We start from the raw sequence: 24478 nt of genomic DNA on the forward strand, positions 1-24478 counted from the left end.
CTACGCTTGCAGAAGTCGCCTTCACGAGTGTGCTTATGCAAGCCCTGTTCAACTATTTCAAAGCCGTGATCCACCCCGGTCAGGCCGTGCTGCTGTTTGCCCTGCGGACCATCGCCGCCGGCTTGCTGACCCTGTATCTGGCGTTCCTGTTCGACCTCGACCAGCCCAAGTGGTCGATCATGGCGGTGGTCATCGTCAGTCAACCGCTGGCCGGAATGGCCCTGGCACGCAGCTTCGGCCAGGTCATCGGCACAACGCTGGGCGCGGCGGTGGCGGTGTTGATCATGGCGATCTTTCCCCAGGCACGGTTGCCGTTTATCACCACGCTGGCGCTGTGGCTCGCGCTGTGCACCGCCGGTGGCACGCTGCTGCGCTACACCAGCTCGCAGGCATTCGTCCTCAGTGGCTATACCGCGGTGGTGGTGGCGTTGCTGGCGATTCCGGATCAGGACGGCACCTTTCTGCTGGCGGTGACGCGGGTCACCGAAACCTTGCTGGCGGTGGCCTGCGTATGCGTGGTCAGTCTCCTCACGGCGCGCCCGGAAGCCGTGGCCCGAGGCTATTTCACCAAGGTCGACCAGGTCATCAGACTGGCTGCGACCCATGCCGCCGCGGTGATTCGCACCGAAGAAAGCGAGGCCGACTTTCAGCGCCGGCAAATGCAGTTGCTCGGCGAGATCAGCGCCCTCGAAGGCCTGCGTCGGCATTTGTATTTCGACGCTCCGCGCCTGCGCAGTGCCAACAATCTGGTGCTGCTGCTGGGCAACCAATTGACGCTGCTGACCGCGCGCCTGACGGCGCTGCGCCACCAGCGGCAATTGCTTACCGAGCGGTGGGAGGGCGATCTGCCGCCGGATGTGCAGCGTCTGCGTGCCGAGGAACTGGCGCTGCTCGATCAACTGGCGCAACAGGGCCGCGCGTTACCCGCCGAAGCCCGGCATCAGTTCGTGCACCTGCAACAACAGTTCGACGAACTGGCCTATGCAGCCGAACAATTGACCGAACCGATGACGGCGACGCTGCGTTCGCTGGCGTGGGCGCTGCGCTGGGAGCAGGCGCGGTTGCTGCAGCAACTGGAGGAAATTCTGGAATTGAGCGAAGCGATCCAGGAGGGGCGGGAGGCCAGTTGCGCGTTTCGCGGCCAGAGCAATCCGCTGCATCTGGACTTCACCCTGGCGAGCATGAACGCCATCCGCGCGTTCAGCGCGTTGCTGGTGGCGGGGCTGATCTGGATCGAAACGGCCTGGGACGGCGCCCGGGGCGGGATGATCCTGGTAGGCATTCTCTGTTCACTGATGGCGACGTTTCCTCGGCCACTGCTGGCAGCGCAGAGCTACGCCAAGGGTTTGGGGCTGGCACTGGTGGTTTCGGCGTTCTATCAATTCATGCTGGTGCCGGCGATCAGTGATTTCGAGCCGTTGGCATTGCTCCTGGCGCCGCTGCTGTATGTGATCGCGGTCGGGCTGGCGAGTCCGGCCACGGCAGGTATCGGCATGGGGTTGGGGCTGTCGAGTTTCCTCATGCTCGGCCCGCAGAACGTCGGCACCGGGCAGAACACGGCAATCCAGTGGTTCGAGTTTGCCGGGGCCTACGTCAGCGCGGCGGCGCTGGCGCTGCTTGTCTACGCCTGGATCTTCCCGTTTCGCCCGCAGCTGCGAATTCGGCGCCTGTACAACGAAGCGCGCGAGCAGGTCTACAGCCTGACCAAGACCGCGCCGACCGATGAACAGCAGTTCGCCTTCGAGAGCCGCATGGTCGATCGCCTGACCATGATGCTCGGCTTGTTGCCAGCCACCAGCGACCGGGCCATGCCGCGGCTGTATGAAATCAGCCTCGGCTGCGTGGCGCTGGGGGTCGCGATGCATCAATTGCGACAGCAGACGCAAAACAACCGGCTGGTCAGTGACAGCTTCACTCAAACGCTGTCGGCCGCCTTGCGCCAGACCGGTCGTTTTGTCGCCGGGCGCGACGATGCGCAATTGCCGCCGCTGCTCGCCACCCTGCATGTGCTCGGCGATGAACTGGACGAGCTGCATGTGCCCAGCCATGAGCACGTGTGGTCGGTGTTTCGCATGCGTGTCGCCTTGCTGATCGTGGTGTCGTTCCTCGAACGCCACGGCGAATACCTGCAACACAGCCCCCTGGAAGGAGTACCGGCCCTTGCCCATTGATTTCGAGATTGGCGGGGTCTACCTGCCGCCGATTGCCCAGGCCCTGTTGCTGGCCATACCGCTGTTCATGCTGCTCGATTGGGGGCTGCGTCGCCTGGGGCTGTTGCGTTTTGTCTGGCACGAAGCACTGTTCGAGGGTGCCTTGTATGCCTGTGTCTGCGCCACGCTGATTCTGTTGATGGGAGCCTGAAGCCTTGAACACATTGCTTTCCCGACTCACAACGCTGGCGGTGGTCTTGCTGGCGCTCATTCTCGGCTGGTTCGCCTGGGAACATTACACGCGTGCGCCCTGGACCCGTGACGCACGGGTGCGGGCCGACGTGGTGACGCTGTCGGCCGATGTTTCCGGGCGCATTGTCAGCCTGGCAGTGCAGGACAACCAGCATGTCGCCAAGGGCCAGTTGCTGCTGGAAATCGACCCGGCGCGCTACAGCCTGGCAGTGGAACACGCTCGGCGTTCGGTAGAGGTGGCCAAAGCCTCGCTGGGCCAGTCACAGGCGGCCATCGTCGCCAGTGAGGCGCTGCTCAAGCAACGACAAAGCGAGGAGCGTCGGCGGCGCACGCTGAAACAGGGCTTCGCAATTTCCGGCGAAGAGTGGGAAAAATCCAGCACCGACGTCGCCGTGGCCCAGGCTGACCTGCTGCGCAACCAGGCCAACCTCGGTTTGGCCGAAGCCAATGTGCAACTGGCAATTGCCGCGTTGACCCAGGCGCAGCTGGACTTGCAACGCACCCGTGTCGAGGCGCCGGTCAGTGGTTATGTCACCAACCTGTTGACCCGCCAGGGCGATTACGCCGTCGCGGGCAACGCCATGCTGGCGCTGGTCGACAGCGATTCGTTCTACGTCAGCGGTTATTTCGAGGAAACCAAGCTGCCACGGATCGCCGAGGGCGACCGCGTGCGCATCGAATTGATGAGCGGCGAAACCTTCGGCGGCACCGTGCAGAGCATCGCGTTCGCCATTGCCGACCGGGAGAATTCGCCGGGCAGTCGCTTGCTGGCCAACATCAACCCCAGTTACACCTGGGTCAAGCTGGCGCAACGGGTGCCGGTGCGGATCGGCATTGATCCGGACTATGTCGGCAAGGATCGGTTGCGGGCAGGCACGACAGCCACCGTGACCGTCATGGATACACGCTGACCCTTGGCGAGCAGGCACAAAAAAGCCCCGCGACCGAATGAGACGCGGGGCAAAGAATTGGTTGGTTGCGGCCAACCAAAGGAGCTCTTTAAAAAAACGGTTATTTGCTGGCGACTGTCTCCGGCTGCCAGCCACCACCGAGGGCCTTGTAGATCGCGACGATGCCGCGGTACAGGTCGACTTCGGCCTGGGCCTGGCTGTCTTCGGCGTTCAGGCGTTCACGCTGGGCATCAAGCAGCACGAGGAAATCGGTAGTGCCTTCGCGGTAACGGATCTCGGCCAGATCGGCAGCCTTGCGGCTCGATTCGCTCTGGCGGATCAGCGAGATCAGGCGCTGCTGCCGTTTGCCGTAATCACTGAAGGCGTTTTCCGACTCTTCCAGAGCCAGCAGCACTTGCTGCTCGTAGGTCGCCAGGGCGCCTTCGGCATCGGCGTCGGCACCGCGCAGGCGGGCCCGCACGCTACCCAGGTCGAACGCCGCCCAGGTGATGCTCGGGCCGAGTGCCCAGGCATTGGCCGCCGAGGAACCGATTTGCGAACCGCGCCCGGCGGTGAAGCCGAGGAAGCCGCTGAGGCTGACCCGGGGGAACAGGTCGGCCTTGGCCACGCCGATGCGCGCCGTGGCGGACGCCAGTTTACGTTCGGCGCTGAGAATGTCCGGACGGCGTTGCAGCAATTCGCCCGGATTACCGATCGGCAGGGCCTTGGCAATGGCCGGCAGCTCTTTCGGGCTCAGGTCGACGCTCAGTTTGTCCGGGCGCTCACCCAGCAGGGTGGCGATGCGGTTCTTCTGCCGAACCTGCTCGGCCTGCAATTGCGGCACGCTGGCTTCAACCGACGCCAGACGCGCGTCGGCACGTTCGACGTCGAGCTGATCGCCAACACCGGCGTCACGCAGACTGATGGTGATCTTGCGCGACTCCTGCTGGTTGTTCAGGTTGGCCACCGCAATCTTTTCCCGCAGCTGGGCGCCGCGCAGCTGACCGTAGGCATCCACCAGTTCGGCAATCATGGTGACTTGCAGTTGGTACAGGTCGGCTTCGGCCGCCTGCTGGTCGGCGTCGCTGGCTTCCAGGTTGCGCTGGATCCGCCCGAACAGGTCGAGTTCCCAGGCCATGTCCAGGCCGAGGTCGTAGCGTTCGCTGTTGACACGTTTGGTGGTCTGGCCAGGAATCTGTCCCTTGGCCAGGTCACTGCTGGCACGGCTGGTGATGGTCGGCATGGCGTCGTTACTGACGTCGTCGCGGATCGCCCGGGCGGCTTTCCAGCGGGCGAACGCCACGCGCAGCTCACGGTTGCCTTGCAGCGATTGCGTCACCAGCTGGTTGAGGGTCGGGTCCTCGAACTGCTGCCACCAGATGCCTTCGAACTTCGAACGGTCGAAGTTCTTCTGGCCGGCGGCGCCGTCGGTGGCGGCCGTGATGTTGGCCGCCTCCGTGGCTGGGGTCTTGTAGTCGGGGCCGACGGCACAGGCGCTCAGCGCCAGGACCAGCAGGCTCGGCAGGAAGACTTTCAGACTCATTGTTGCGCCTCCAGTTTGAGGGCGTTGGCCGCTTTGCGGGCTTCACTGCGCTCGACAAAGTTGCGAATCAGTACGTAGAACACTGGCGTCAGCAGCAGACCGAAGAAGGTCACCCCGAGCATCCCGGAGAACACCGCCACACCCATGGCATGACGCATCTCGGCACCGGCACCGCTGGAGAACACCAGTGGCACCACACCCATGATGAACGCGAACGAAGTCATCAGGATCGGCCGCAGACGCAGACGGCAGGCTTCCAGTACCGCCGCCAGCGGGTCGAGGCCTTCGAGCTGTTTGTCCTTGGCGAACTCGACGATCAGAATCGCGTTCTTGCACGCCAGGCCTACCAGTACGATCAGGCCGATCTGGGTGAAGATGTTGTTGTCGCCGCCAGAGATGATCACCCCGGTGATGGCCGACAGCAGGGTCATCGGTACGATCAGGATCACCGCCAGTGGCAGGCTCCAGCTTTCGTATTGCGCGGCGAGCACCAGGAACGCCAGCAGTACGCAGAGCGGGAACACGAACAGCGCGGTATTGCCGGACAGGATCTGCTGGTAGGTCAGGTCGGTCCATTCGTAGGTCATGCCGTTCGGAAGTTCATCCTTGAGCAGTTTCTCGATGGCCTTCTCGGCCTGGCCGGAGCTGTAGCCGGGGGCTGCCGCACCGTTGATTTCCGCGGTGATGAAACCGTTGTAGTGCATGACGCGATCCGGTCCTGAGGTGTCGCTGACCTTGATGAAGGTCGCCAGCGGGATCATTTCGCCCTTGTTGTTACGCACTTTCAACTGACCGATCTGATCGGATTCAAGGCGGAACTGCTGTTCGGCCTGAACGTTGACCTGATAGGTGCGTCCGAAGCGGTTGAAGTCGTTGGCATACAGCGAACCCAGGTAGATCTGCAGGGTGTCGAAGATGTCGCTGACGGCCACGCCGTGGGTCTTGGCTTTTTCCCGGTCGATGGCAGCGTCGACCTGCGGCACGTTCACGGTGTAGCTGGTGAACAGCCCGGCCAGCTCAGGCACGCTGTGGCTCTTGGCGATGATGTTCATGGTTTCCTTGTACAGCTCGTCGTAGCCCAGGTTGCCCCGGTCTTCGATCTGCAGGCGGAAACCACCGATGGTGCCCAGGCCCTGTACCGGCGGCGGCGGGAAGATCGCCATGTACGCTTCCTGAATGTTCGCGTACTGGCCGTTCAAGGCCCCGGCAATCGCCCCGGCGGACATGCTCGGATCCTTGCGCTCGTCGAACGGTTTCAGGGTCACGAACACGATGCCGGCGTTAGGGCTGTTGGTGAAGCCGTTGATCGACAGGCCGGGGAAGGCCACGGCGCTTTCCACGCCTGGCTGTTTCAGGGCCAGGTCGGACATGCGCTTGATCACGTCTTCGGTGCGGTCAAGGCTTGCGGCATCCGGCAGTTGCGCGAAGGCCACCAGGTATTGCTTGTCCTGGCCGGGTACGAAACCGGTTGGCGTGCTGGAGAAACCGAAGAAGGTCAGCACCATCAGGCCTGCGTACAGGAAGAGGGCGATGCCGCTGCCACGGATGACCCGGCGCACGGTGCCGACGTAGCCATGGCTGGCGCGGTCGAAGAACCGGTTGAACGGACGGAACAGCCAGCCACCGAAGATCTTGTCCAGCACTCGCGAGAAGCGGTCTTTCGGTGCGTCATGACCTTTGAGCAGTACAGCGGCCAGCGCTGGCGACAGCGTCAGCGAGTTGAAGGCCGAGATCACGGTCGAGATCGCAATGGTCAGCGCGAACTGCTTGTAGAACTGCCCGGTGAGGCCCGAGATGAACGCTGCCGGTACGAACACCGCACACAGCACCAACGCCGTTGCAATGATCGGGCCCGTTACTTCCCCCATAGCCTTTTTGGTTGCGTCGAAGGGGTTGAGTCCCAGCTCGATGTTGCGCTCGACGTTCTCCACCACCACGATGGCGTCGTCCACCACGATACCGATCGCCAGTACCAGGCCGAACAGCGACAGCGCGTTGAGCGAGAACCCGAACAGGTGCATCACCGCAAACGTACCGATCAACGATACCGGCACGGCCACCAACGGAATGATCGAGGCGCGCCAGGTCTGCAGAAACAGGATCACTACCAGGACCACGAGGATCAGCGCTTCGAAGAGGGTGTGAACCACCGCCTCGATGGAGCCGCGCACGAAGATCGTCGGGTCATAGACGATGCTGTAGTCCATGCCTTGCGGGAAACCTTTCTTCAGCTCTTCCATCTTGCCGCGAACTTCGTTCGAGATTTCGATGGCGTTGGAGCCTGGACGCTGGAAGATCGGGATCGCCACGGCCGGCTGATTGTTCAGCAACGAACGCAGGGCGTACTGGCTGGACCCCAGTTCGACCCGGGCGATGTCTTTCAGGCGGGTGATTTCACCGTCTTCACCGGAGCGAATGATGATGTTCTCGAACTCTTCCTCGGAAACCAGACGGCCCTGCGTGTTGACCGACAGCTGGAAGCTCTGCGCATTCGGTGCAGGTGGCGCACCCAGTTGACCGGCAGCAACCTGACGGTTCTGCTCGCGAATCGCCGTCACCACATCGGTGGCGGTCAGGTTGCGCGACGCGGTCTTGTTCGGGTCGAGCCAGACCCGCAGCGAGTAGTCGCCCATACCGAACAGCTGCACGTCACCGACACCGCCCAGACGCGCCAGCTCATCCTTGATGTTGAGGATCGCGTAGTTGGAGAGGTAGAGCATGTCGTAGCGTTTGTCCGGCGAGGTCAAGTGCACAACCATGGTCAGGTCGGGCGAAGCCTTGTCGACGGTGATACCGATGCGCGTGACTTCCTCGGGAAGTTTCGGCTCGGTTCGGGTCACCCGGTTCTGCACCTGCACCTGCGCGTTGTCCAGGTCAGTGCCCAGGGCGAAGGTGATGGTCAGGGTGATCTTGCCGTCAGCAGTGGACTGCGAGGACATGTAGAGCATGTTCTCGACGCCGGTGATGGCCTGCTCCAGCGGAGCGGCCACGGTTTCACCGATGACTTTGGGGTTGGCACCGGGGAAGTTGGCGCGTACCACCACGGTCGGTGGCACGACTTCCGGGTATTCGCTGATCGGCAACTGGAACAGCGAGATCGCACCGGCGATCAGGATCAGCAGCGAAAGCACCGCTGCGAAGATCGGCCGTGAAATGAAGAATTGGGAAAAATTCATCGGAGTTGTCGTCCCTTAACCGCGTGGGGTCGCAGCAGCCACTTTTACAACCGAACCCGGTGCGCCTTTGGCAGGTGCGACTTTGGGCAGGTTGCTGGCTTCCAGCGCTTGTCGTTGTTGAGCCAGGGCAGCAATGGTCTGCTCGCTGGCCATCGGGATGACTTCAGGGGTGACCGGCGAACCGGGACGTACCCGCTGCAGGCCCTTGACGATGATCGTGTCGTCCTTGTTCAAACCGCTGCGCACGATGCGCAGGCCTTCGATCTTCGGCCCCAGTTCAACGGCGCGATAGGCGGTCTTGTTGTCAGCGTCCATCACCAGCACGAATTTCTTGCCGAGGTCGGTGCCGACGGCTTCGTCATTGATGAGCATGGCGTTGTAGGTACCGCTGCCGACCAGTTTCAGCCGTGCATAGAGGCCCGGGGTGTAGGTGCCGTCGCTGTTGTCGAAGACCGCGCGGCCACGGATGGTGCCGGTTTTCGGGTTGACCTGGTTGTCGACGAAGTTCATCTGGCCCAGGTGTGGGTTGCCGTCTTCATTGGACAGGCCCATGTACACCGGGGTGGTGGCGCCGCGCTGACCCTGGCGTGCAAGTTGGGTGTACTTGAGGAACACACGTTCGTCAGCGTCGAAGTAGGCGTAGACCTTGTCGGTGGAAACCACGCTGGTCAGCGCGGTGGTGTCGGCGGTCACCAGGTTGCCGGCGGTGATCTCGGCGCGGCTGACGCGACCGCTGATTGGCGCGGTGACGCGGGTGAAGCTCAGGTTGAGCTTGGCCAGGTCCAGTTGCGCTTGCAGGGCACCGACGGCGGCGCGGGCTTCCTGGGCAGCGCTGGTACGCGAGTCGGCCAGTTCGGCAGAGATCGCGTTGCTGGCGCGCAGACGTTCACCGCGGCCAGCTTCGTTTTCACTACGGGTGGCGTTAGCGCGGGCCTGGGCAACCAGTGCCTCGAGGCGGCGGACCTCGGCCTGGAACGGACGCGGGTCGATCTGGAACAGCAGGTCGCCTTTCTTGACCAGTGCGCCTTCGGTGAAAGCGACCTCGTCGATCTGGCCGGAGACCCGTGGACGGATTTCAACGGTTTCCGGCGCTTCGAGGCGCCCGGTGAATTCGTCCCACTCGTTGACCGGCTGTTCCAGCACCTTGGCCACGCTGACTTTGGCAGCGGGCAGGGTGGCGGCAGTCTCCGGAGTCTTGCCGCAGGCGCTCATCACCAGCACGGCCAACATGGCCAGGGGGAAGCGCAAATGTTTGAGTGACTGTTCCATGGAATCATCCGCCAATGTATTGAAGATGGGCGGATGATGCTCGGCGGGGGTAGGACGCTACGAATCGAATGACACGAAGGTAACTATCATTCGGAATGATATAAGGCTCGAACGAGCCCTCTAGCATGCACCTTTCGTTAGGTGGCTATCAATCTGCTTGATGACAATTTTGTCTTGCCGAAAGTGCAAGAATCGCGATTGAGACTGGGTGGCGGCGATTATCGGCCGATTAACAGCGCGAACCCGCCATTGCGGCGGGTTCGCGGAGTCAGATCAGAGCTTCGGCAATTGCCCGATGCGACCGATCATCTCGGTGACGATCTGTAGATCGAGCAGGAATTGCCCGGTCGTCTTGAACTCGTTATCGGTATGCCCGGTGTATTTCACGTCCGGCATGGCCAGACCGAATTGCACGCCGTTGGGCAGTTCATGCACCGAGGTGGCGCCGGCGGAGGTGCCGAACTCATGCTTCATGCCGAGGTTTTCGGTAGACACCGCCAGCAGTGCCTTGACCCATTCACCCTCGGGGTTACGGTACATCGGCTCGGCGATCGAGTAATCGAAAGCGACTGCGACGTGCGTCTGCTTGCTCCACGCCGCCAGTTTTTCGGCGATTTGCGCCTTGAGCGTCTCCGGTGACTTGCCCTTTGGCACACGCAGGTTGACCGCGAGCTTGAAGGTCTTGTCGTCCTGGCCAACGTAGGTCAGCGAGGTGGTCAACGGGCCCATGAACGCATCGGAGAAACCCACGCCGAGTTTGTTGCCGAGGTAGTCCAGGCCCCAGTTGTCGGCGGCGTAGCGGGCGGCATCGGTGATGTGGTTGCGCTTGAGCGCGACCTTGCCATCAAGGCTATTGATGAAGTCGAGGATGCGCGCCACCGGATTGACCCCGGATTCGGGCTCGGAGGAGTGCGCGGAAACACCGGTCACGGTCAGTTTGACGTCTTTGCCGTCAACCTTGGCGCTGACCTCGAAGTTGCCGCCGTTGCGCTTGGCGTACTCGGCGCCGGACTTTTGCAGGCTGGCCGCCAGTTCGGCGGGTTTGTCGGTGAGCAGGGTGGCGACCGAAGCCGAAGGAATCTGGTTGGTCGCCAGGCCGCCGGTCAGCGAGACGATTTCCGCGCCTTTGCCCTCAGCCTTGCGCTTGGCGAAGTTGGCCATGACGGTGCCGTAGCCTTTTTCGGCAATCACCACCGGGTAGCCGCCGTCCAGCGCCAGGTTGTAGTTGGGCGTCGGATTGCGCTCGAAGTAATACGGGATGGCGTCGCCGGTGGTTTCTTCGGTGGTGTCCACCAGCAGCTTGAAGTTGCGCGCCAGCGGCAGCTTCTCTTCCTTGATCACTTTCATCGCGTAGAGCGTCACCACGATGCCGTTCTTGTCATCCTCGGTGCCGCGCCCGTACATGCGGTCGCCGATCAGCGTGACCTTGAACGGATCGAGGCGCGTGCCGTCCTGCAGCACCCAGTTCTCCGGCGTCACCGGCACCACGTCGGCGTGGGCATGAATGCCGACCACTTCGCTGCCGCTGCCGTCGAGGGAGATCTCGTAGACGCGGTTGTCGATGTTGCGGAAGTTCAGCTGGAAGGACTCGGCCAGGCTCTTGATCTTCGCGGCAATCTTGATGAATTCCGGGTTGTCGTGCTGTTCGACGCCTTCCTTGCGATAGGTCGGGATCTCCACCAGCTCGCGCAGGGTCTCAGTGGCCGCAGCGCCGTATTTCACTCGCGTGTAGAGGCCGAGCAGGCGATAGATCTCGTTCTGTTGCTCGGTGGTCAGGGTTTTGTTGCCCAGGAACGCGTCAATGGTCGGGCCCAGGTCAGCGGCTTTGGCCACGTCGCTCTTGGCCAGTGTGCCGAGGAACTGACGGAAGTCGCTGACCGAGTTGTCACTGAAGCTCTTGAGAATCGCCGCACTCTGTTGCGGGGTAACGTTGGCTTCGGCAGAGGCAGTAATGGTCGACAGACCGGCCACCAGCATCGTGGCAACGGCCAATTGTTTGAGAGAGAAATCCATCGGAAATGGCATTCCTTTGCTAGGCAGTTAATAAAGGGTGTCTCAACGCTGAGACACATACACTTACAAACTACCACTGCCGCGGTCTAGAGCGGGAGCGTTGAAACGGGACGTGTCGCACAGTCCGGCAAAAGCGACGCAGAAACGCAAAAGTGCGCACGGTTGTTTATCTGGACATCTGCTCAAGCATGAGCGGGGACGGAATCAGCAACGTATGGGTGTAATAGGCTTTGTAACCGTAGGCGGTTATGCGCACTTTGCAGGGAATTGACGCTTGCGCCGCAAGCAGCGGCTTGAAAGCGTGGTAGTCGTTCAAGTCCCGTTGGGTTCCGTTCGCGTCACGGTAGTAAAAAATCAGCTCGGAGAAAAAACGGTCATTGGCCTGGCTGTCGCTGCTGGCGCTGACCCGCCCCTCGGCTTTTACCGCGATCTCGTGCTCCGTCGAAAAATCCCCGTCGCCGTCCAGTGAGCAAATCAGCGTAGGGGCGAGTTGATTGGTGTTCTCGTAGTCATTGAACGCGCGCTGCAAATCCACGGTGGAACTGAAACGGGCCGTGAGCAGCTGGCTGGCGCCCGGCCCGAACGACAACAGCGTGAGGTCGGCAGGCGGAATGCTCGCGGTTTTTACGCAACCGGTGCAGAGAAGTACCGCTACACAGATGGCGCCGAGGGATTTGTTCATTGGCAGGGATTTTGACCAGAGCCGGCTGTTCGACCGGCAGAGACATCATTCCAGGGTGGCATCGGTTCGTCTCGGAAGGTGCGCGCACGGTCCCGAGACGGGGCCGTTAATGTACCGGCTGCTCAAGGCTGTCCGGGTCGCCGAAGAACATCTGGATCCGCGAACGCAACCAGCGCTCGCCCGGATCATTGTCCTGCGAGCCACGCCAGGCCATGTGCAGCTCGAACGTGCGGGTAGGCAAGGGCGGGTCTTCGGCACGCACGCCGCCGGCCGCGGTCAGCGCATCTGCGGTGTAATCCGGTACGGTCGCGACGATGTCGGTGCCGGCGAGCAGGGTGCTCAAACCGTTGAACTGCGGCACGGCCAATACCACATGGCGTTTGCGCCCAAGCTTCTCCAACTCTTCATCGATGAAGCCGCTGAGGTCGCCGGCGAACGACACCAGCGCATGCGGGCGGGCGCAGTAGTCGTCCAGGCTCAGCGGGCCTGGCACGGTGTCTGCGCGCAGCAGCTTCGGCTGGCTGCGCCGCAGGACCTTGCGCTTGGCGTTGGCCGGCAGGTCGGTGGTGTAGCTGACACCAATGGAGATTTCGCCGGAGGCCAGCAGGTTGGGCATCAGGATGTAGTTGACCCGCCGCACCACCAGCACGATGCCCGGGGCTTCGGCGCGCAGGCGCTTGAGCAGCATCGGCAGCAGGGCGAATTCGACGTCGTCCGACAGACCGATGCGGAACACCGAGGTGCTGGTCGCCGGATCGAATTCCGCCGCGCGGCTGACGGCGGTAGAGATCGAGTCGAGGGCCGGCGACAACAAGGCGAAGATTTCCACGGCGCGGGCGGACGGTTCCATGCTGCGTCCGGTGCGCACGAACAGTGGGTCGTCAAACAGCCCGCGCAGGCGCGAAAGCGCGGCGCTGATGGCCGGCTGGCCGAGGAACAGCTTCTCCGCGGCGCGGGTCACGCTGCGTTCGTGCATCAACGTTTCGAATACGATCAACAGGTTCAGGTCGACACGACGCAGGTCATTACGATTCATCTGGAGTCCTGGCAGAGTCATCAAGCTTGACGAGGGCAGCCATATGGGAACAATGGCCGGCATGAATATTACGGGTAAAGGCTGGTACTCTGCACCGGGTAATTCAGCTTTACCGAGAAGGCGTCGGCATTTTTTTGATGGATTTTTTTGAATGCTGGCCATACTGCGGAATCAATGACAGGCATGTCGACTATTAATAGCCACTGATAGTCTTGGGTCAAAAGCCCAGATAGAGTTCATGGCATTAGAGGTTACTTTGACGAGGTTTGCGATGTCCCGCACGATCCGTTTTCACAAGTTTGGTCCGGCCGAGGTGCTCAAATGCGAAGAGCATGCGGCCGCTCAGCCAGGTCCTGGCGAAGTGCAGGTGCGTGTCGAGGCAATCGGCATCAGCTGGTATGACACGCTCTGGCGGCAGAACCTGGCCTCGTCCCAGGCACGTTTGCCGTCGGGTCTTGGCCATGAAATGGCCGGTGTCGTCACCGCTGTCGGTGATGGCGTCGAAGACCTCGCGGTGGGCGACAAGGTCGCCAGCTTCCCGGCCGAGAGCCCCAACGACTATCCGGTGTACGGCGAGCAGATCCTGCTGCCGCGCACCGCGCTGACCCGTTATCCGGACGTGCTCAGCCCGATCGAAGCCAGCGTGCACTACACGCCACTGCTGATCGCCTATTTCGGCTACATCGATCTGGCGCGGGTCAAGCCTGGGCAGTTCGCGCTGGTCACCGACGCCAGTCACTGCGCCGGACCGTCCTTTGTCCAGCTGGGCAAGGCGCTGGGTGTGCGGGTGATTGCCGCGACGAAAACTGCGCAAGAGCGTGAGTATCTGTTGTCGCTCGGCGCCGAGAAAGTGATTGTCACCGAGGAAGAAGATCTGCTCATGCGGATCAACAAGATCACCGACAATCGTGGTGTCGACGTGGTGTTCGACGGTCTTGGCGGCCCGCAGATGTCGTTGCTCGGTGATGTCCTGGCGCCGCGAGGCAGCCTGGTGCTGTACGGCCTGCAAGGTGGCAACCAGACGCCATTCCCGGCTTGCGCGGCGTTCCAGAAGAACATTCAGTTCTTCGTGCACTGCATCGGCAACTTCACCGGCAAACCGGAGCTGGGCATCGTCCAGGATCATGTTGCCTTGCAGCGTGCCCTGCGTGATATCAACCAACTGACGGCCGATCGTGTGCTGCTGCCGCTGAAAACCCGGGTGTTCCCGTTCAGCGAGTTCGTTGAAGCCCACCGCTACATGGACGAATGCCCATGCCGCGAGCGGGTAGCCCTGCAGGTCGAACCGGCCTGATAGCCGCCCTGACAGAGTCCGTGACGTTCACGGACTCTTTTGTGTTTATCCCCCCGCAAAATCCTCCATTTCGACGTCACTTGCCGGACCGTTCAGCAACTGAACTGGTTTTTGCCTGTGATCTGTATCTTCTAATCGTCCTATAAGCCCTGATAATTGAATGATTACTTTCATCTCAAGGAATGAGCCATGTCTGTGCATTCTATTTGTCCCGTGCGACTTCCATTCGCCATTACCGGGCGACACTTGAACTTCTGTTTAATACTTGTAGGGCTGCCGTGTAATCCGTTCTTATTTTTACGTACTCATATTCCGTGGGCCTATGTAAGAAGTTTCCTAGGACAAATTACACTCAAGAAAAACCCAGCACTGGCGGGGGTTTGCGCTTGCAAAGCCGGCTTTCGGCACTCGCCGTCGAGTCAAGTGTTTCAAATAACTACGAAAAGCTAAGTGTTAGCATTTGAGCGTCTATTAATTACTCATTGAATTATTGCGCGGCGCGCGTACTGGCTGCGTGATATGAAACTATTGATACCGGGTGAAGTACCGATGAGCACAATCCATGACCAGGCAATGAATTACGTCTACCAGCAAGTGTTGCAACGCTTGCTGAGTTTCTTCTCGCGCGCCGAGCGCACGGCCTTGCAATTGCTGATTCAGCGACTGGCGGTTGCCGCCGGCGGCATGGAGCGCATCGGCAGCTTCAAAGTGCTGGTGGTGCAATCGGGCACGCGGGACAGCTGCTACACCCTGGCCCTGATGCGCGCCGCCCAACTGAGCATTGCCGGGCGTGCACCGGCCACGTTCCAGCTGCGGGTGGCGACCCTGCGCTGGAACGGCATGGCGGCGCCGGCGCTGCAGAACATGCATCGCAGTTTCAGTGCGCTGTTCCTGTACGACGATCCACGGGTCGAATTGCTCATGGTCGACGATCGGGAAGTGCTGCCATTCGATTATCAGGCTCCGGTCAGCGAGGCGGGCAGCGAGGCCAATCGGGTCAACCTGCTGATGATGGCGCACCGTCGTGCCTGCGACGAAGTGCGGGAACTGTGGGATGACGTGTACCTGGCGACGGCCGAGTTCTACGGGCAGATCGCGCGTTGGAACAATGGCGTCGACGCGCTGGTCGGCAGCGAACCGTTGCCGCGTCAGCGGCAGTTTCTCGAAGGGCTGAACCGCGCCGTGCAGAAGGCCGGTATCGGTGCGTTACCGGCAAGCGCCGGCAGTTTCGATGATTTGTTCGTCGTCCTGGACGGGCTCGGCGGTGACGGTTATCGCGAGTTCTATTCCGATAACGAACGTACCCCGTGGCGTCCGGCAGGCCAGTTCGAGGCGTGCCGGCGCACCAGCTTCATCGATATCCACGACATGGTGGTCGGCAAACTCGAGGAGCGTTGGCCGCTGCTCACGGATTTCCTCGGTTTTCACGCCGAAGAAATGGCCCTGCATCTGGGCGAGAGTGACTATGTCGACCCGCTGATAGCGGCGCACTTGCGCGGTATGCAGGCCAGCTACATCGAGGGCGGGGCGTACGCCGATGGCATCGCCGAGCACCTCAAGCAGTGCCTCGCGACCATGCGCCGCAAACAAGTGCCGGAACCGGTCTGCGAACGCCTGCTGGCCACCCTCGGTAACCTGCGCGACCACGATGAGCAGCGCGTGCTGGCTGCACAATGCCTGCAACAGAGCTTCGGCCTCAGCGAGGCTCAAGTCGTCTGCCTGCTGTTTGCGCCCTTTATCGACGGTGGCGCCGGGCTCGAACGCTTCCTGCGCAGTTGCCACCCCGGCATGCTGGTAGCGATGCCTGACCTGCACCGGGCGATGCAAGGGCTGCATGCGCCGGAGCAGGTTCTGCACTGGATGAGCGATGTCAGCGGCCTGCCGGTGAAGTTGATCGGGCGGCTGTACGCCATGGCGCCGCTGCGCATGGATGCAGCGCCGGCGAACCGCGAATTCGACGAGGCCGACGCGGTAGCGAGCGACCGTTCGGCGGAAGGCTGAGCGTGAACAGCATGCGCGGCGCGGCGTTGCGTCCTGTGGATGCCGGCTTATGAAAGCCCCGCGAGAAACCGACTTTGCTTATCAGGCCGTCTACCGTTACCTGAATCAACTGATCAACGAGCCGCAAAGCCACGGCGAAGTGCGCCTGCCGTCATTGCGGCAACTGTCCGAGCGACTGGGGGTGTCGATTTCCACCATTCAGTACGCGTATTCGTTACTGGAGAAGGAAGGGCGGGTGTATTCGGTGGCCAAGTCCGGCTACTACGCTCAGGCCGTACCCAGCAGCGCTGCCCCGGGTAGCAGCGGCGACCTGCTGGAGAACATTTACGTCAACGCCCGGCGGCCTGGCATGCGGGTGTTGAGCGCGGATGATCCGGCCGCGCTGCAGCCACTGGACAGCCCGCTGCTGATGCTCGAACGCGAACTGCTGCGGCAATACCCTCGACAACCGCAATGGCTCAGCCAGCCTTGCGGAGAAGCGGAGTTGCGCACAGTGCTGGCGGCGCGCTTCACTACCTCGCCCGCCCATTGCTGGCATGCCGAAGATGTCTATATCGGTGCCGATCTGCGCGGGGTGCTGGAGATTCTGATCAGCGTGCTCGGTCTGCGCCAGTCGACGATGGTGGTCGAATCGCCCTGCGACTGGGTGATTCTGCGCCTGCTCAAGAGCGCTGAAGTGCGGGTCATCGAATTGCCGCTGGAGGCGGGCGGGGTGCTTGATCCGCAGCGCCTGGAAGCACTGCTCAAGACCGAGACGGTGCGTCTGATCCTGTTGTCGTCGAAGCTGAACATGCCCTGCGGCAGCCTGATTTGCGAGGACAATCGCCATGTCATCGCCCATCTGCTGGCGTATCACGGCACCTGGGTATTGGAGAACGACTGCTACAGCGAGCTGGATGACGACGGCGAAGGGCAGCGCTTGCGGGATCTGCTCGACCCTGAGCGGCTGCTGGTGTTTTCCACCTTCGAAAAGTTCATGGGAGTGGAAGCACCGTACGGGTTTGTTCTGGCCCGTGCGTGGCGCAGCGAGTTGCAGCGGCATTTCCTGCTGCGCTCATTCCGCCTGTCGCCGGTACGGCAGAAAGCGATCGCCCGCCTGTACAACGGCGGACGCATTGACCAGCACCTGTTGATTCTGCGCCGGCTCCTGAAAGAACGCCGCACGCAGCTGATCCAGCTGTTGCGCGAGCGCCTCGGGGAATCGCTGCACATCGTCGAACCGCAGGGCGGGGCGACGGTGTGGCTGCGTTCGTTGCGCCAGGTCGACATGGCGCTGGTGTTCCAGCGCCTGCTCTCACAGCAGGTGATTATCGCGCCGGGCGAGCTGTTCAGTTTGCACGGACTGCACGCGCAGCACTTGCGCCTGAGCCCCATCGGCTACGCTGACGAAGAACTGGCCGGAGTCGTCGGACTGCTGGGCGATGCCTTGCGTCTGGCGCCTGGTGAATGAGCGTGAAAAACAGTCAGGAAGGCCCGGATAGATCTCATCGCACTGCGGTCAAACTGCCAGTAAACTGCGCGGTATTTCTCGAACCACTCTGACTCAGAGGTTTTGCATGACACTCAGTCCTTTTGCGGGCAAACCGGCACCGGCATCCTTGTTGGTCGACATCCCGCGACTGGTAACGGCTTATTACACCGGCCAACCCGACGCCTCGATCTCTACCCAGCGTGTAGCGTTCGGTACCTCCGGGCACCGGGGCAGTTCCTTCGACTTGAGTTTCAACGAATGGCACGTCCTGGCCATCAGCCAGGCGATCTGCCTGTATCGTGAGGCCCAGGGCATCACCGGTCCGCTGTTCGTCGGTATCGATACGCACGCCCTGTCGACACCCGCCGGAGCCAGTGCGCTGGAAGTGCTCGCCGCCAATGGCGTGACGGTGATGATCGCCGAAGGCGATGAATACACGCCGACACCCGCCGTGTCCCACGCCATTCTCTGCTACAACCGGGGTCGTACTTCCGGCCTGGCCGACGGTATCGTCATCACCCCGTCGCACAACCCGCCACAAAGCGGTGGCTACAAATACAACCCCACCAACGGCGGCCCGGCCGATACCCACATCACTAAGTGGATCGAAGCCAAGGCCAACGAACTGCTGGCCAACAAACTGGCCGGGGTCAAGCGCATCAGCTACGAGCAGGCGCTGAAGGCCAGTACCACGCACCGCCACGACTACCTCAACACCTACGTCGCCGACCTGATCAACGTGATCGATTTCGATGCCATTCGTGACGCCAAGCTGCGTCTGGGTGTCGATCCGCTGGGCGGCGCCGGTGTGCGCTACTGGTCGGCGATTGCCGAGCACTATCGCCTCGACCTGGATGTGGTCAACAAGGACGTCGACGCGACCTTCCGCTTCATGACGGTCGACTGGGACGGCCAGATCCGCATGGACCCGTCGTCCAGCCACGCCATGCAAGGCCTGATCGGCCTGAAAGAGCGCTTCGATGTCGCCTTCGCCTGCGACCCGGACCATGATCGCCACGGTATCGTGACGCCGTCCGGTGGTTTGCTGGCGCCGAACAACTACCTGGCGGTCGCCATCGATTACCTGTTCCAGAACCGTCCGCAATGGCGTGCCGATGCGGCCGTGGGCAAGACCGTGGTCAGCAGCGGTCTGATCGATCGCGTGGCCAAGCGCCTCGGCCGGCGTCTGTACGAAGTGCCGGTCGGTTTCAAATGGTTCGCTGATGGTCTGTTCGACGGTTCGCTGGGCTTTGGCGGCGAGGAGAGCGCCGGTGCGTCGTTCCTGCGCAAGGATGGCGGCGTCTGGAGCACCGACAAGGACGGCCTGATCCCGGCGCTGCTGGCGGCGGAAATGACTGCGCGTACCGGTCGTGACCCAAGCCAGGCCTACCGGGCGCTCACGGACGAACTGGGCGAACCGTTCTCGGTGCGCGTGGACGCCAAGGCCGATCCGCAGCAGAAGGCACTGCTGAGCAAACTGTCGCCGGATCAGGTGACTTCGACCGAACTGGCCGGAGAGAAGATCCAGCACATCCTCAGCCACGCACCGGGCAACGACCAGGCCATTGGTGGTCTGAAAGTGATGACGGAAAACGGCTGGTTCGCCGCTCGTCCGTCGGGCACTGAAGACATCTACAAGATCTACGCCGAGAGTTTCATCGGCGACGACCACCTCAAGCAACTGGTGGCCGAAGCGCAAACGCTGGTGGACGGTGCCATTTCCGCGAAGTGATGGCGGCGTAGCGACTGGCAATAAAAAGGGGCGACCACAGCGGTCGCCCCTTTTTTTTGTCGTTGCTGGGCCGAATCAGGCCAGATCCACCAGGACAATTTCGCTGTCTTCGATGGCGGTGACGCTCAGCACGGACTCCTCGGCCACGGCAACTCCGTCGCGAGCTTGTGCGCGCAAGCCATTGACTTCAATTACGCCGGTGGCAGGCACCAGGTAGGCACGGCGCCCGGCATCGAGGCGATATTGCGCGGTTTCGCCAGCCTTGATCGTCGCCGCCACCAGACGGGCATCGGCGCGAATGCGCAGGCTCTGGTCATCGCCGTCCTTGCCGCTGGCCAGGGTCACGAAGCCTTCGCGCTCACCTTTGGGAAACGGTTTGGCGCCCCAGGACGGCGGTGCTCCGGTTTCGGTCGGCAGAATCCAGATCTGGAAGATCCGCGTTTCCTTCGCCTCGAGGTTGTATTCGCTGTGCGCAATGCCGGTGCCGGCGCTCATCACCTGCACGTCACCCGCTTCGGTGCGGCCCTTGTTGCCCAGGTTGTCCTGGTGGGTGATTGCACCTTCACGGACGTAAGTGATGATTTCCATGTCACGGTGCGGGTGCGTCGGAAAACCCGTGCCGGGCGCAATGATGTCGTCGTTCCATACCCGCAGGTTGCCCCAGTTCATGCGCTGTGGGTCGTGATACTCGGCGAACGAAAAGTGGTGATGGGCATCCAACCAGCCGTGATGGGCGCCGCCCAGCGAGCTGAAAGGTCTGAGTTCAAGCATGATCGTCTCCTCAATAGGTTCGTCATGGGGCGTAGCGCCTGGGCCACGAAGCGAGACCGGTGGTTGATGACGGGCATCATCTATCAGCCACTCATCGAGAAAAAGCGCAAAAACCGCGGCATTCTGATCGAATCGATCGATATGAAAAACCTCGAATCGATCTCATGCAACTTTCAATTCATCCGCTAAACCCATGAACCGCAAGCATTTCGCTAGAAACCATAAGCAAATGCGGCCACCATACTCACCAACAGTCGCAAACCCCGGAGTCCGTCAGCGTGGCGCAACACACCCCCGATCTTCCTCCCGAACTTCGCCCACTCAGCGAGATGCCATGGTTCAAGCGCCTGGCGGCGCGCTTCTTCGGCCACGGCCTGACCCGATTGCGTGCGCAGCACCGGGCGTCCTGGCTGCACGGGCAGGCGGACGGTTTTCGCAGCGGGCACACGGCCGGCGTGGATTACGGCTACAAGGAGGGCAAGGCAGACGGGTTGGAAGAGGGCCGCCAGGTCCTGTTGATCCGCGACAGTCGCAGCACCGAACATCGCCCGCCGCACATCGACCACCATTTGTTCGACGACTGGCGCCTGCCGCTCACCGCGGAACTGAAGAAGCGCATGAAGGCCGACGTCGCCCGCTTGCTGCCAGCCCACGCTCAACCCAGCGCGGCGCAGTGGAAGATGATCTTCAGCGATACGCCGTCAACGTCGGTCATTGCCGGCGCTGGTGCTGGCAAGTCGACCACGCTGGTGCTGCGCATTCTGCTGCTGGTGCATTACCTCGGCTTCGAACTGGATTCGATGACCGTAGTGACTTTCACCCGTGAATCGCGCAAGGACTTCATCAGCAAACTGATCGAGTTGTTTGGCCTCTGGGGACGCCCACTCGCGCAGCAACAGGCACGGGAGCTGGTGCGTACTTTCCACTCGCGAATCCTGCCGATGGTGCGCAGCCTACCGGGCTTCGAGCGCTTGCAGGCGTTTGAGAACCTCAGCCATCGTCCGCAGGGCAGTGCTGATGAGGTCGACAGCAATCCCTTTGATCTGCGCATCAACGACGCCCAGCGGCAACAGCTCAACGCCTGTTACCACCGCTTGTTCACTGAAGATGAGCGCTTTCGCCAGTTGATCCAGCCGCTGTCGCGGCATGCCTTGCAGTTGAAAGAGCTGGAGCGCGACCATCCCGACGTGCAAAAGCGCATCGCCGTGACCGAACTGGCGGCCAAGCGAGACGAAGAACTCTGCGACGTGATTGAAGATCTGTGGTTGCGCGCCGGCGCCTGGCCGATCAAAGGCATTCAACCCAAACGACAGACGTTCGAGATCAACGGCGCCACATTCCATAGCCATGGCTACATTCCCAGTCTCGATGCCTGGGTCGTGCTCGGCTTCGATCAAAGGGAAAACCCGCAGCTCTGCCGGCCCAATGCCAAGCTGAGCGTGCGCGCGGAGTGGGCGGTCAAGCGCACACTGTTTCAAGCTTTCTGCCGTAAGCCATTGATTTGGATGGATAGTTACGAAGCTTCAAAACGCGTTCTGGCGACCCTGGCCGGTGATGCGAGCGCCGGTCCGGGCTTCGATTACAAGGTCAAGGGTGAACTGGCGTCTGCGCCGTTGCTCGACTGTTTCGTTGCTGCTGCCGGGTTTATCGAAAACCTCGGGCTGGACGTGCCGGACGCAGTGGGACGCATGAGTTTCGCCAAGGACGATCCTGACCGGTTCTTCTTCGAGGCTCTGAGCCTGTTCTGGCGTGCCTTCGAAGATCACCTGCTCGACCAGAAACCGCCGGTGATGACTTACAACCGCATGTTCGCGCTGTTCAGCGAACACTCGCCGGAAAATCTCAAGCTGCTTGGCGACGAGTTGCTGCGGCCGCTTTCGCACCTGATGATCGATGAATTCCAGGATGTCTCGCCGCAGATCGTTTCCTGGATCCGCGCCAGCCTCGCAGAAATCCGCAGTCGTGGCCCGGCCATGCACGTCGGGCGAGGTGCGCAGCGCTCGTCGTTGCTGTGTGTGGGCGATGACTGGCAGTCGATCTACGGCTGGCGCGGCAGTTCGCCGAGTTACTTCATGGAGTTCAACAAGACGTTTGCTTCGCCGAGTACCACGCGGGTCATGCTCAGCGACAACTATCGCAGCCACCAACACATCATCGACGCGGCGGAACACGTGGTGCGCGCGGCGCCGGCGATCCCCGGCAAGAAAGCCCGGGCGTGCGGCGCCGAGCGGCCATTGCACCCTGTCAGCGTGCTGGAGCGCGACGACCAGGCACTGGCGCAACGCGTGGCGGAGCACTACCGCAACGGCGATTCAATCTTGCTGCTTTATCGAAAAAGCAGCGATAAGTTATTGATTGAACAGCATATTCAGTCAGTAGTTAATGTTGATTCGAGCTTGCCGTACGAAGCCCGGCGCCTGAAGCAGTTGACCTTTCACAGCGCCAAGGGCCTGCAGGCCGATGCGGTGTTTCTGCTCGGTGATTGCCAGCACTTGACCAGTTCGCCGTACAAGAACCAGGTTTATCGCATGGCCGGACTGGGCAATGCTGGCGACAGCGAGCCCTACGACAGCGCGCAGAAAGACGAGATCCTGCGTCTGGCCTACGTCGGCATTACTCGCGCCGTTAGCCATTGCTACTGGTATGTCGAGCCACAGGATACGCCAGCGGCAAATATGCCGCGTGCCTCTGATCGAGTCGCCAGAGACAAAGCGTTTTTCGCCGATCATCGGCCGCAGCCGAAACGCGCCTGAATCCAGCGCCATGAAAAAGCCCGCTATCAGCGGGCTTTTTTTTTTAAAAACAAAAGGTTATGCGTAGTTTCTAAGAGACTCCGGAGGAGTGAACGCCTCCAGTTCGTCTTCCACTGCTTCGATGATCCGTTCGACATCCGCCGCGTTCATCACCGTTGCGCAGGGGATGCCGGCGATGGCGATCATGGTTTCGCCACTGGCTCGATCGAACAGGCGCGCGATCATGCTGCCCGGTGCGTCCATCGTCGCTTCAAAACCCATGGGATGAAAATGCCAGCGCATCAGCTGGCAAGCGTTGGGAAACGTGACTTTGCTTGAACCTTTATTCATATGTTGCCCGCCTGATTCATCGAGCGCTTCCCTTTGCTCATGTTAGGTGGGAAGAGCCTTCATTGGCTCAACCGGTGACTGTTCTTAAAAGTAGCATCCGGATGTGAAATTCCCGTGAGAATTTTCAGTTCATTTGGCGATTGCAGTGATTTTTTTGATGTATGTCACGCTGGTTACAGCTTTCGCCAAAGTGCCATCACGGCTGGATCATTGAAGACACGCACGAAGTTGGGCAAGCTCGGTTCTTTTTCATCGAGTCCCCTATGCACCCCGAAGACGACGGTCCGCAGCAGAGCCGGGCCACGGGCGAAACCGTGCTGCGCTATCACCTGTGCTGGAAACACCGGGATCTGGATGGCGTCATGGCGTTGTACCACCCGGACATCCAGTACAACGACTTTTTCCAGAACCGCGTGCTCGCGCTCGACGAGCTGCGCGAATACGTGCGCGTCAGCATGCCGCGCGAGTCGGACGAAGCCCTGGAGCACTGCGATCGCATCCGTATCGATGGCAACACGGCATTCATTCAGTACGAGGTGACACTGCGTGGCGGCGATGGCCTGGTGTCGTTTCGTTCCAGCGAGGCGATTACGGTCAAGGACGGGTTGATCTGGCGGGTCAACGAATATGCCTCGCTGGTGCGTACACAGACGTCCGGTGCGGCGGCGCCGAATCAGCGTCCGGCAGCCAGTCGCCTGGGGCTGTCACCGCGCCAGTTGAGCTTCATGGCCGACGACCTGCAGCAATATTTTCAGCGCCAGCAGCCGTACCTCGATCCCGAACTCGACCTGCAACGGGTGGCGAAGGAGTGCGGTTACAGCCGCAATCAGATTTCCTACCTGCTCAACCAAGTGCTCGGGCAAAGTTTCTACCGCTACGTCAACCAAGCACGCCTGCAGCACTTGCTGCGCTCGCTCGAGGGCGCCACGCCACCGCTGCGCATCGACGAACTGGCCTTCGCGGCCGGGTTCAACTCGCTGTCGGCGTTCTACAGCTGCTTCCGCCAGCACACCGGGCAGTCGCCCAAGGCCTACGCGAAACAAATTTCTTTGCGGACACGCGCGCAAGACAGCGCCTGAGGTCAGCCACTAGGATCGACGCCATCGAAAGCTTGA

At 61.4% G+C, this 24478-nt stretch carries 17 protein-coding genes; 9 read left to right on the forward strand and 8 right to left on the reverse strand.

Going from position 1 to position 24478, the window contains the following annotated elements:
* Positions 1–35: 35 nt before the first annotated feature.
* The 3 genes from QRN70_RS01960 to QRN70_RS01970 are packed head-to-tail and all read left to right on the forward strand — an operon-like array spanning position 36 to position 3313.
* Positions 36–2171 (forward strand): FUSC family protein, encoded by a 2136-nt coding sequence (locus QRN70_RS01960; protein ID WP_285415536.1) that lies wholly within the window; start codon positions 36–38, stop codon positions 2169–2171.
* The gene (locus tag QRN70_RS01965; RefSeq protein WP_285415537.1) at positions 2161–2361 is read left to right on the forward strand and encodes a DUF1656 domain-containing protein; all 201 of its coding nucleotides are present in this window, start codon (positions 2161–2163) and stop codon (positions 2359–2361) included. Before QRN70_RS01960 ends, QRN70_RS01965 begins: the two co-directional genes overlap by 11 nt.
* Before the next feature lie 4 nt (positions 2362–2365).
* Positions 2366–3313 carry an HlyD family secretion protein gene (locus QRN70_RS01970; protein ID WP_285415538.1) on the forward strand — a complete coding sequence of 316 codons (948 nt, stop codon included), beginning with the start codon at positions 2366–2368 and terminating at the stop codon, positions 3311–3313.
* A 100-nt stretch (positions 3314–3413) separates the two neighbouring features.
* Here QRN70_RS01970 and QRN70_RS01975 read toward each other — a convergent pair whose 3' ends face one another.
* The 6 genes from QRN70_RS01975 to QRN70_RS02000 form a co-directional block, all read right to left on the reverse strand.
* On the reverse strand, positions 3414–4835 hold the full coding sequence (locus tag QRN70_RS01975; protein WP_285415539.1) for an efflux transporter outer membrane subunit: 1422 nt from the start codon (positions 4833–4835) through the stop codon (positions 3414–3416).
* Positions 4832–8011, reverse strand: coding sequence for an efflux RND transporter permease subunit (locus tag QRN70_RS01980; RefSeq protein ID WP_285415540.1), 3180 nt, complete (start codon positions 8009–8011; stop codon positions 4832–4834). The genes QRN70_RS01975 and QRN70_RS01980 overlap by 4 nt, the downstream gene beginning before the upstream one ends.
* 15 nt (positions 8012–8026) lie before the next feature.
* The gene (gene mexE / locus QRN70_RS01985; protein WP_285415541.1) at positions 8027–9280 is read right to left on the reverse strand and encodes a multidrug efflux RND transporter periplasmic adaptor subunit MexE; all 1254 of its coding nucleotides are present in this window, start codon (positions 9278–9280) and stop codon (positions 8027–8029) included.
* A gap of 273 nt (positions 9281–9553) precedes the next feature.
* Positions 9554–11293, reverse strand: coding sequence for a dipeptidase (locus QRN70_RS01990; RefSeq protein WP_285415542.1), 1740 nt, complete (start codon positions 11291–11293; stop codon positions 9554–9556).
* A gap of 166 nt (positions 11294–11459) precedes the next feature.
* Positions 11460–11975 (reverse strand): hypothetical protein, encoded by a 516-nt coding sequence (locus tag QRN70_RS01995; RefSeq protein ID WP_285415543.1) that lies wholly within the window; start codon positions 11973–11975, stop codon positions 11460–11462.
* Between the two features lie 106 nt (positions 11976–12081).
* On the reverse strand, positions 12082–13011 hold the full coding sequence (locus tag QRN70_RS02000) for a LysR family transcriptional regulator (RefSeq protein ID WP_285415544.1): 930 nt from the start codon (positions 13009–13011) through the stop codon (positions 12082–12084).
* A 271-nt stretch (positions 13012–13282) separates the two neighbouring features.
* Between QRN70_RS02000 and QRN70_RS02005 the strand changes: the two genes are divergently transcribed.
* The 4 genes from QRN70_RS02005 to pgm all read left to right on the forward strand — a co-directional run bounded on the left by QRN70_RS02005 (position 13283) and on the right by pgm (position 19509).
* Positions 13283–14305 (forward strand): zinc-dependent alcohol dehydrogenase family protein, encoded by a 1023-nt coding sequence (locus QRN70_RS02005; RefSeq protein WP_285415545.1) that lies wholly within the window; start codon positions 13283–13285, stop codon positions 14303–14305.
* A 549-nt stretch (positions 14306–14854) separates the two neighbouring features.
* Positions 14855–16306: a hypothetical protein gene (locus tag QRN70_RS02010; RefSeq protein WP_285415546.1), complete on the forward strand. Its 1452-nt coding sequence runs from the start codon at positions 14855–14857 to the stop codon at positions 16304–16306.
* Positions 16307–16355: 49 nt separating this feature from the next.
* On the forward strand, positions 16356–17756 hold the full coding sequence (locus QRN70_RS02015; RefSeq protein WP_285415547.1) for an aminotransferase-like domain-containing protein: 1401 nt from the start codon (positions 16356–16358) through the stop codon (positions 17754–17756).
* Between the two features lie 106 nt (positions 17757–17862).
* Positions 17863–19509, forward strand: coding sequence for a phosphoglucomutase (alpha-D-glucose-1,6-bisphosphate-dependent) (gene pgm, locus QRN70_RS02020; protein WP_285415548.1), 1647 nt, complete (start codon positions 17863–17865; stop codon positions 19507–19509).
* Between the two features lie 75 nt (positions 19510–19584).
* Here the strand turns inward: pgm and QRN70_RS02025 are convergent, their stop codons facing one another.
* Positions 19585–20280, reverse strand: a complete 696-nt coding sequence (locus QRN70_RS02025; protein ID WP_285415549.1) for a pirin family protein — start codon at positions 20278–20280, stop codon at positions 19585–19587.
* A 278-nt stretch (positions 20281–20558) separates the two neighbouring features.
* Here QRN70_RS02025 and QRN70_RS02030 point away from each other — a divergent pair, with 278 nt between their 5' ends.
* On the forward strand, positions 20559–23033 hold the full coding sequence (locus tag QRN70_RS02030; RefSeq protein WP_285415550.1) for a UvrD-helicase domain-containing protein: 2475 nt from the start codon (positions 20559–20561) through the stop codon (positions 23031–23033).
* Between the two features lie 57 nt (positions 23034–23090).
* Here the strand turns inward: QRN70_RS02030 and QRN70_RS02035 are convergent, their stop codons facing one another.
* The gene (locus tag QRN70_RS02035) at positions 23091–23363 is read right to left on the reverse strand and encodes a DUF1652 domain-containing protein (protein ID WP_285415551.1); all 273 of its coding nucleotides are present in this window, start codon (positions 23361–23363) and stop codon (positions 23091–23093) included.
* A gap of 263 nt (positions 23364–23626) precedes the next feature.
* On the opposite strand from QRN70_RS02035, the gene QRN70_RS02040 reads away from it, so the two are divergent.
* Positions 23627–24442, forward strand: coding sequence for a helix-turn-helix transcriptional regulator (locus QRN70_RS02040; protein ID WP_285415552.1), 816 nt, complete (start codon positions 23627–23629; stop codon positions 24440–24442).
* Positions 24443–24478: the final 36 nt, after the last annotated feature.

It is taken from the genome of Pseudomonas sp. efr-133-TYG-5, from assembly GCF_030209175.1.
GTDB lineage: Bacteria > Pseudomonadota > Gammaproteobacteria > Pseudomonadales > Pseudomonadaceae > Aquipseudomonas.

What these genes read in the sequence shown, in the direction of transcription:
- QRN70_RS01960 (WP_285415536.1), top strand. Translation starts at nt 36, where the DNA reads ATGCAAGCCCTGTTCAACTATTTCAAAGCCGTGATCCACCCCGGTCAG.
- QRN70_RS01975 (WP_285415539.1), bottom strand. Translation starts at nt 4,835, where the DNA reads ATGAGTCTGAAAGTCTTCCTGCCGAGCCTGCTGGTCCTGGCGCTGAGC.
- QRN70_RS01980 (WP_285415540.1), bottom strand. Translation starts at nt 8,011, where the DNA reads ATGAATTTTTCCCAATTCTTCATTTCACGGCCGATCTTCGCAGCGGTG.
- mexE (WP_285415541.1), bottom strand. Translation starts at nt 9,280, where the DNA reads ATGGAACAGTCACTCAAACATTTGCGCTTCCCCCTGGCCATGTTGGCC.
- QRN70_RS01990 (WP_285415542.1), bottom strand. Translation starts at nt 11,293, where the DNA reads ATGGATTTCTCTCTCAAACAATTGGCCGTTGCCACGATGCTGGTGGCC.
- QRN70_RS01995 (WP_285415543.1), bottom strand. Translation starts at nt 11,975, where the DNA reads ATGAACAAATCCCTCGGCGCCATCTGTGTAGCGGTACTTCTCTGCACC.
- QRN70_RS02000 (WP_285415544.1), bottom strand. Translation starts at nt 13,011, where the DNA reads ATGAATCGTAATGACCTGCGTCGTGTCGACCTGAACCTGTTGATCGTA.
- QRN70_RS02005 (WP_285415545.1), top strand. Translation starts at nt 13,283, where the DNA reads ATGTCCCGCACGATCCGTTTTCACAAGTTTGGTCCGGCCGAGGTGCTC.
- QRN70_RS02010 (WP_285415546.1), top strand. Translation starts at nt 14,855, where the DNA reads ATGAGCACAATCCATGACCAGGCAATGAATTACGTCTACCAGCAAGTG.
- QRN70_RS02015 (WP_285415547.1), top strand. Translation starts at nt 16,356, where the DNA reads ATGAAAGCCCCGCGAGAAACCGACTTTGCTTATCAGGCCGTCTACCGT.
- pgm (WP_285415548.1), top strand. Translation starts at nt 17,863, where the DNA reads ATGACACTCAGTCCTTTTGCGGGCAAACCGGCACCGGCATCCTTGTTG.
- QRN70_RS02025 (WP_285415549.1), bottom strand. Translation starts at nt 20,280, where the DNA reads ATGCTTGAACTCAGACCTTTCAGCTCGCTGGGCGGCGCCCATCACGGC.
- QRN70_RS02035 (WP_285415551.1), bottom strand. Translation starts at nt 23,363, where the DNA reads ATGAATAAAGGTTCAAGCAAAGTCACGTTTCCCAACGCTTGCCAGCTG.
- QRN70_RS02040 (WP_285415552.1), top strand. Translation starts at nt 23,627, where the DNA reads ATGCACCCCGAAGACGACGGTCCGCAGCAGAGCCGGGCCACGGGCGAA.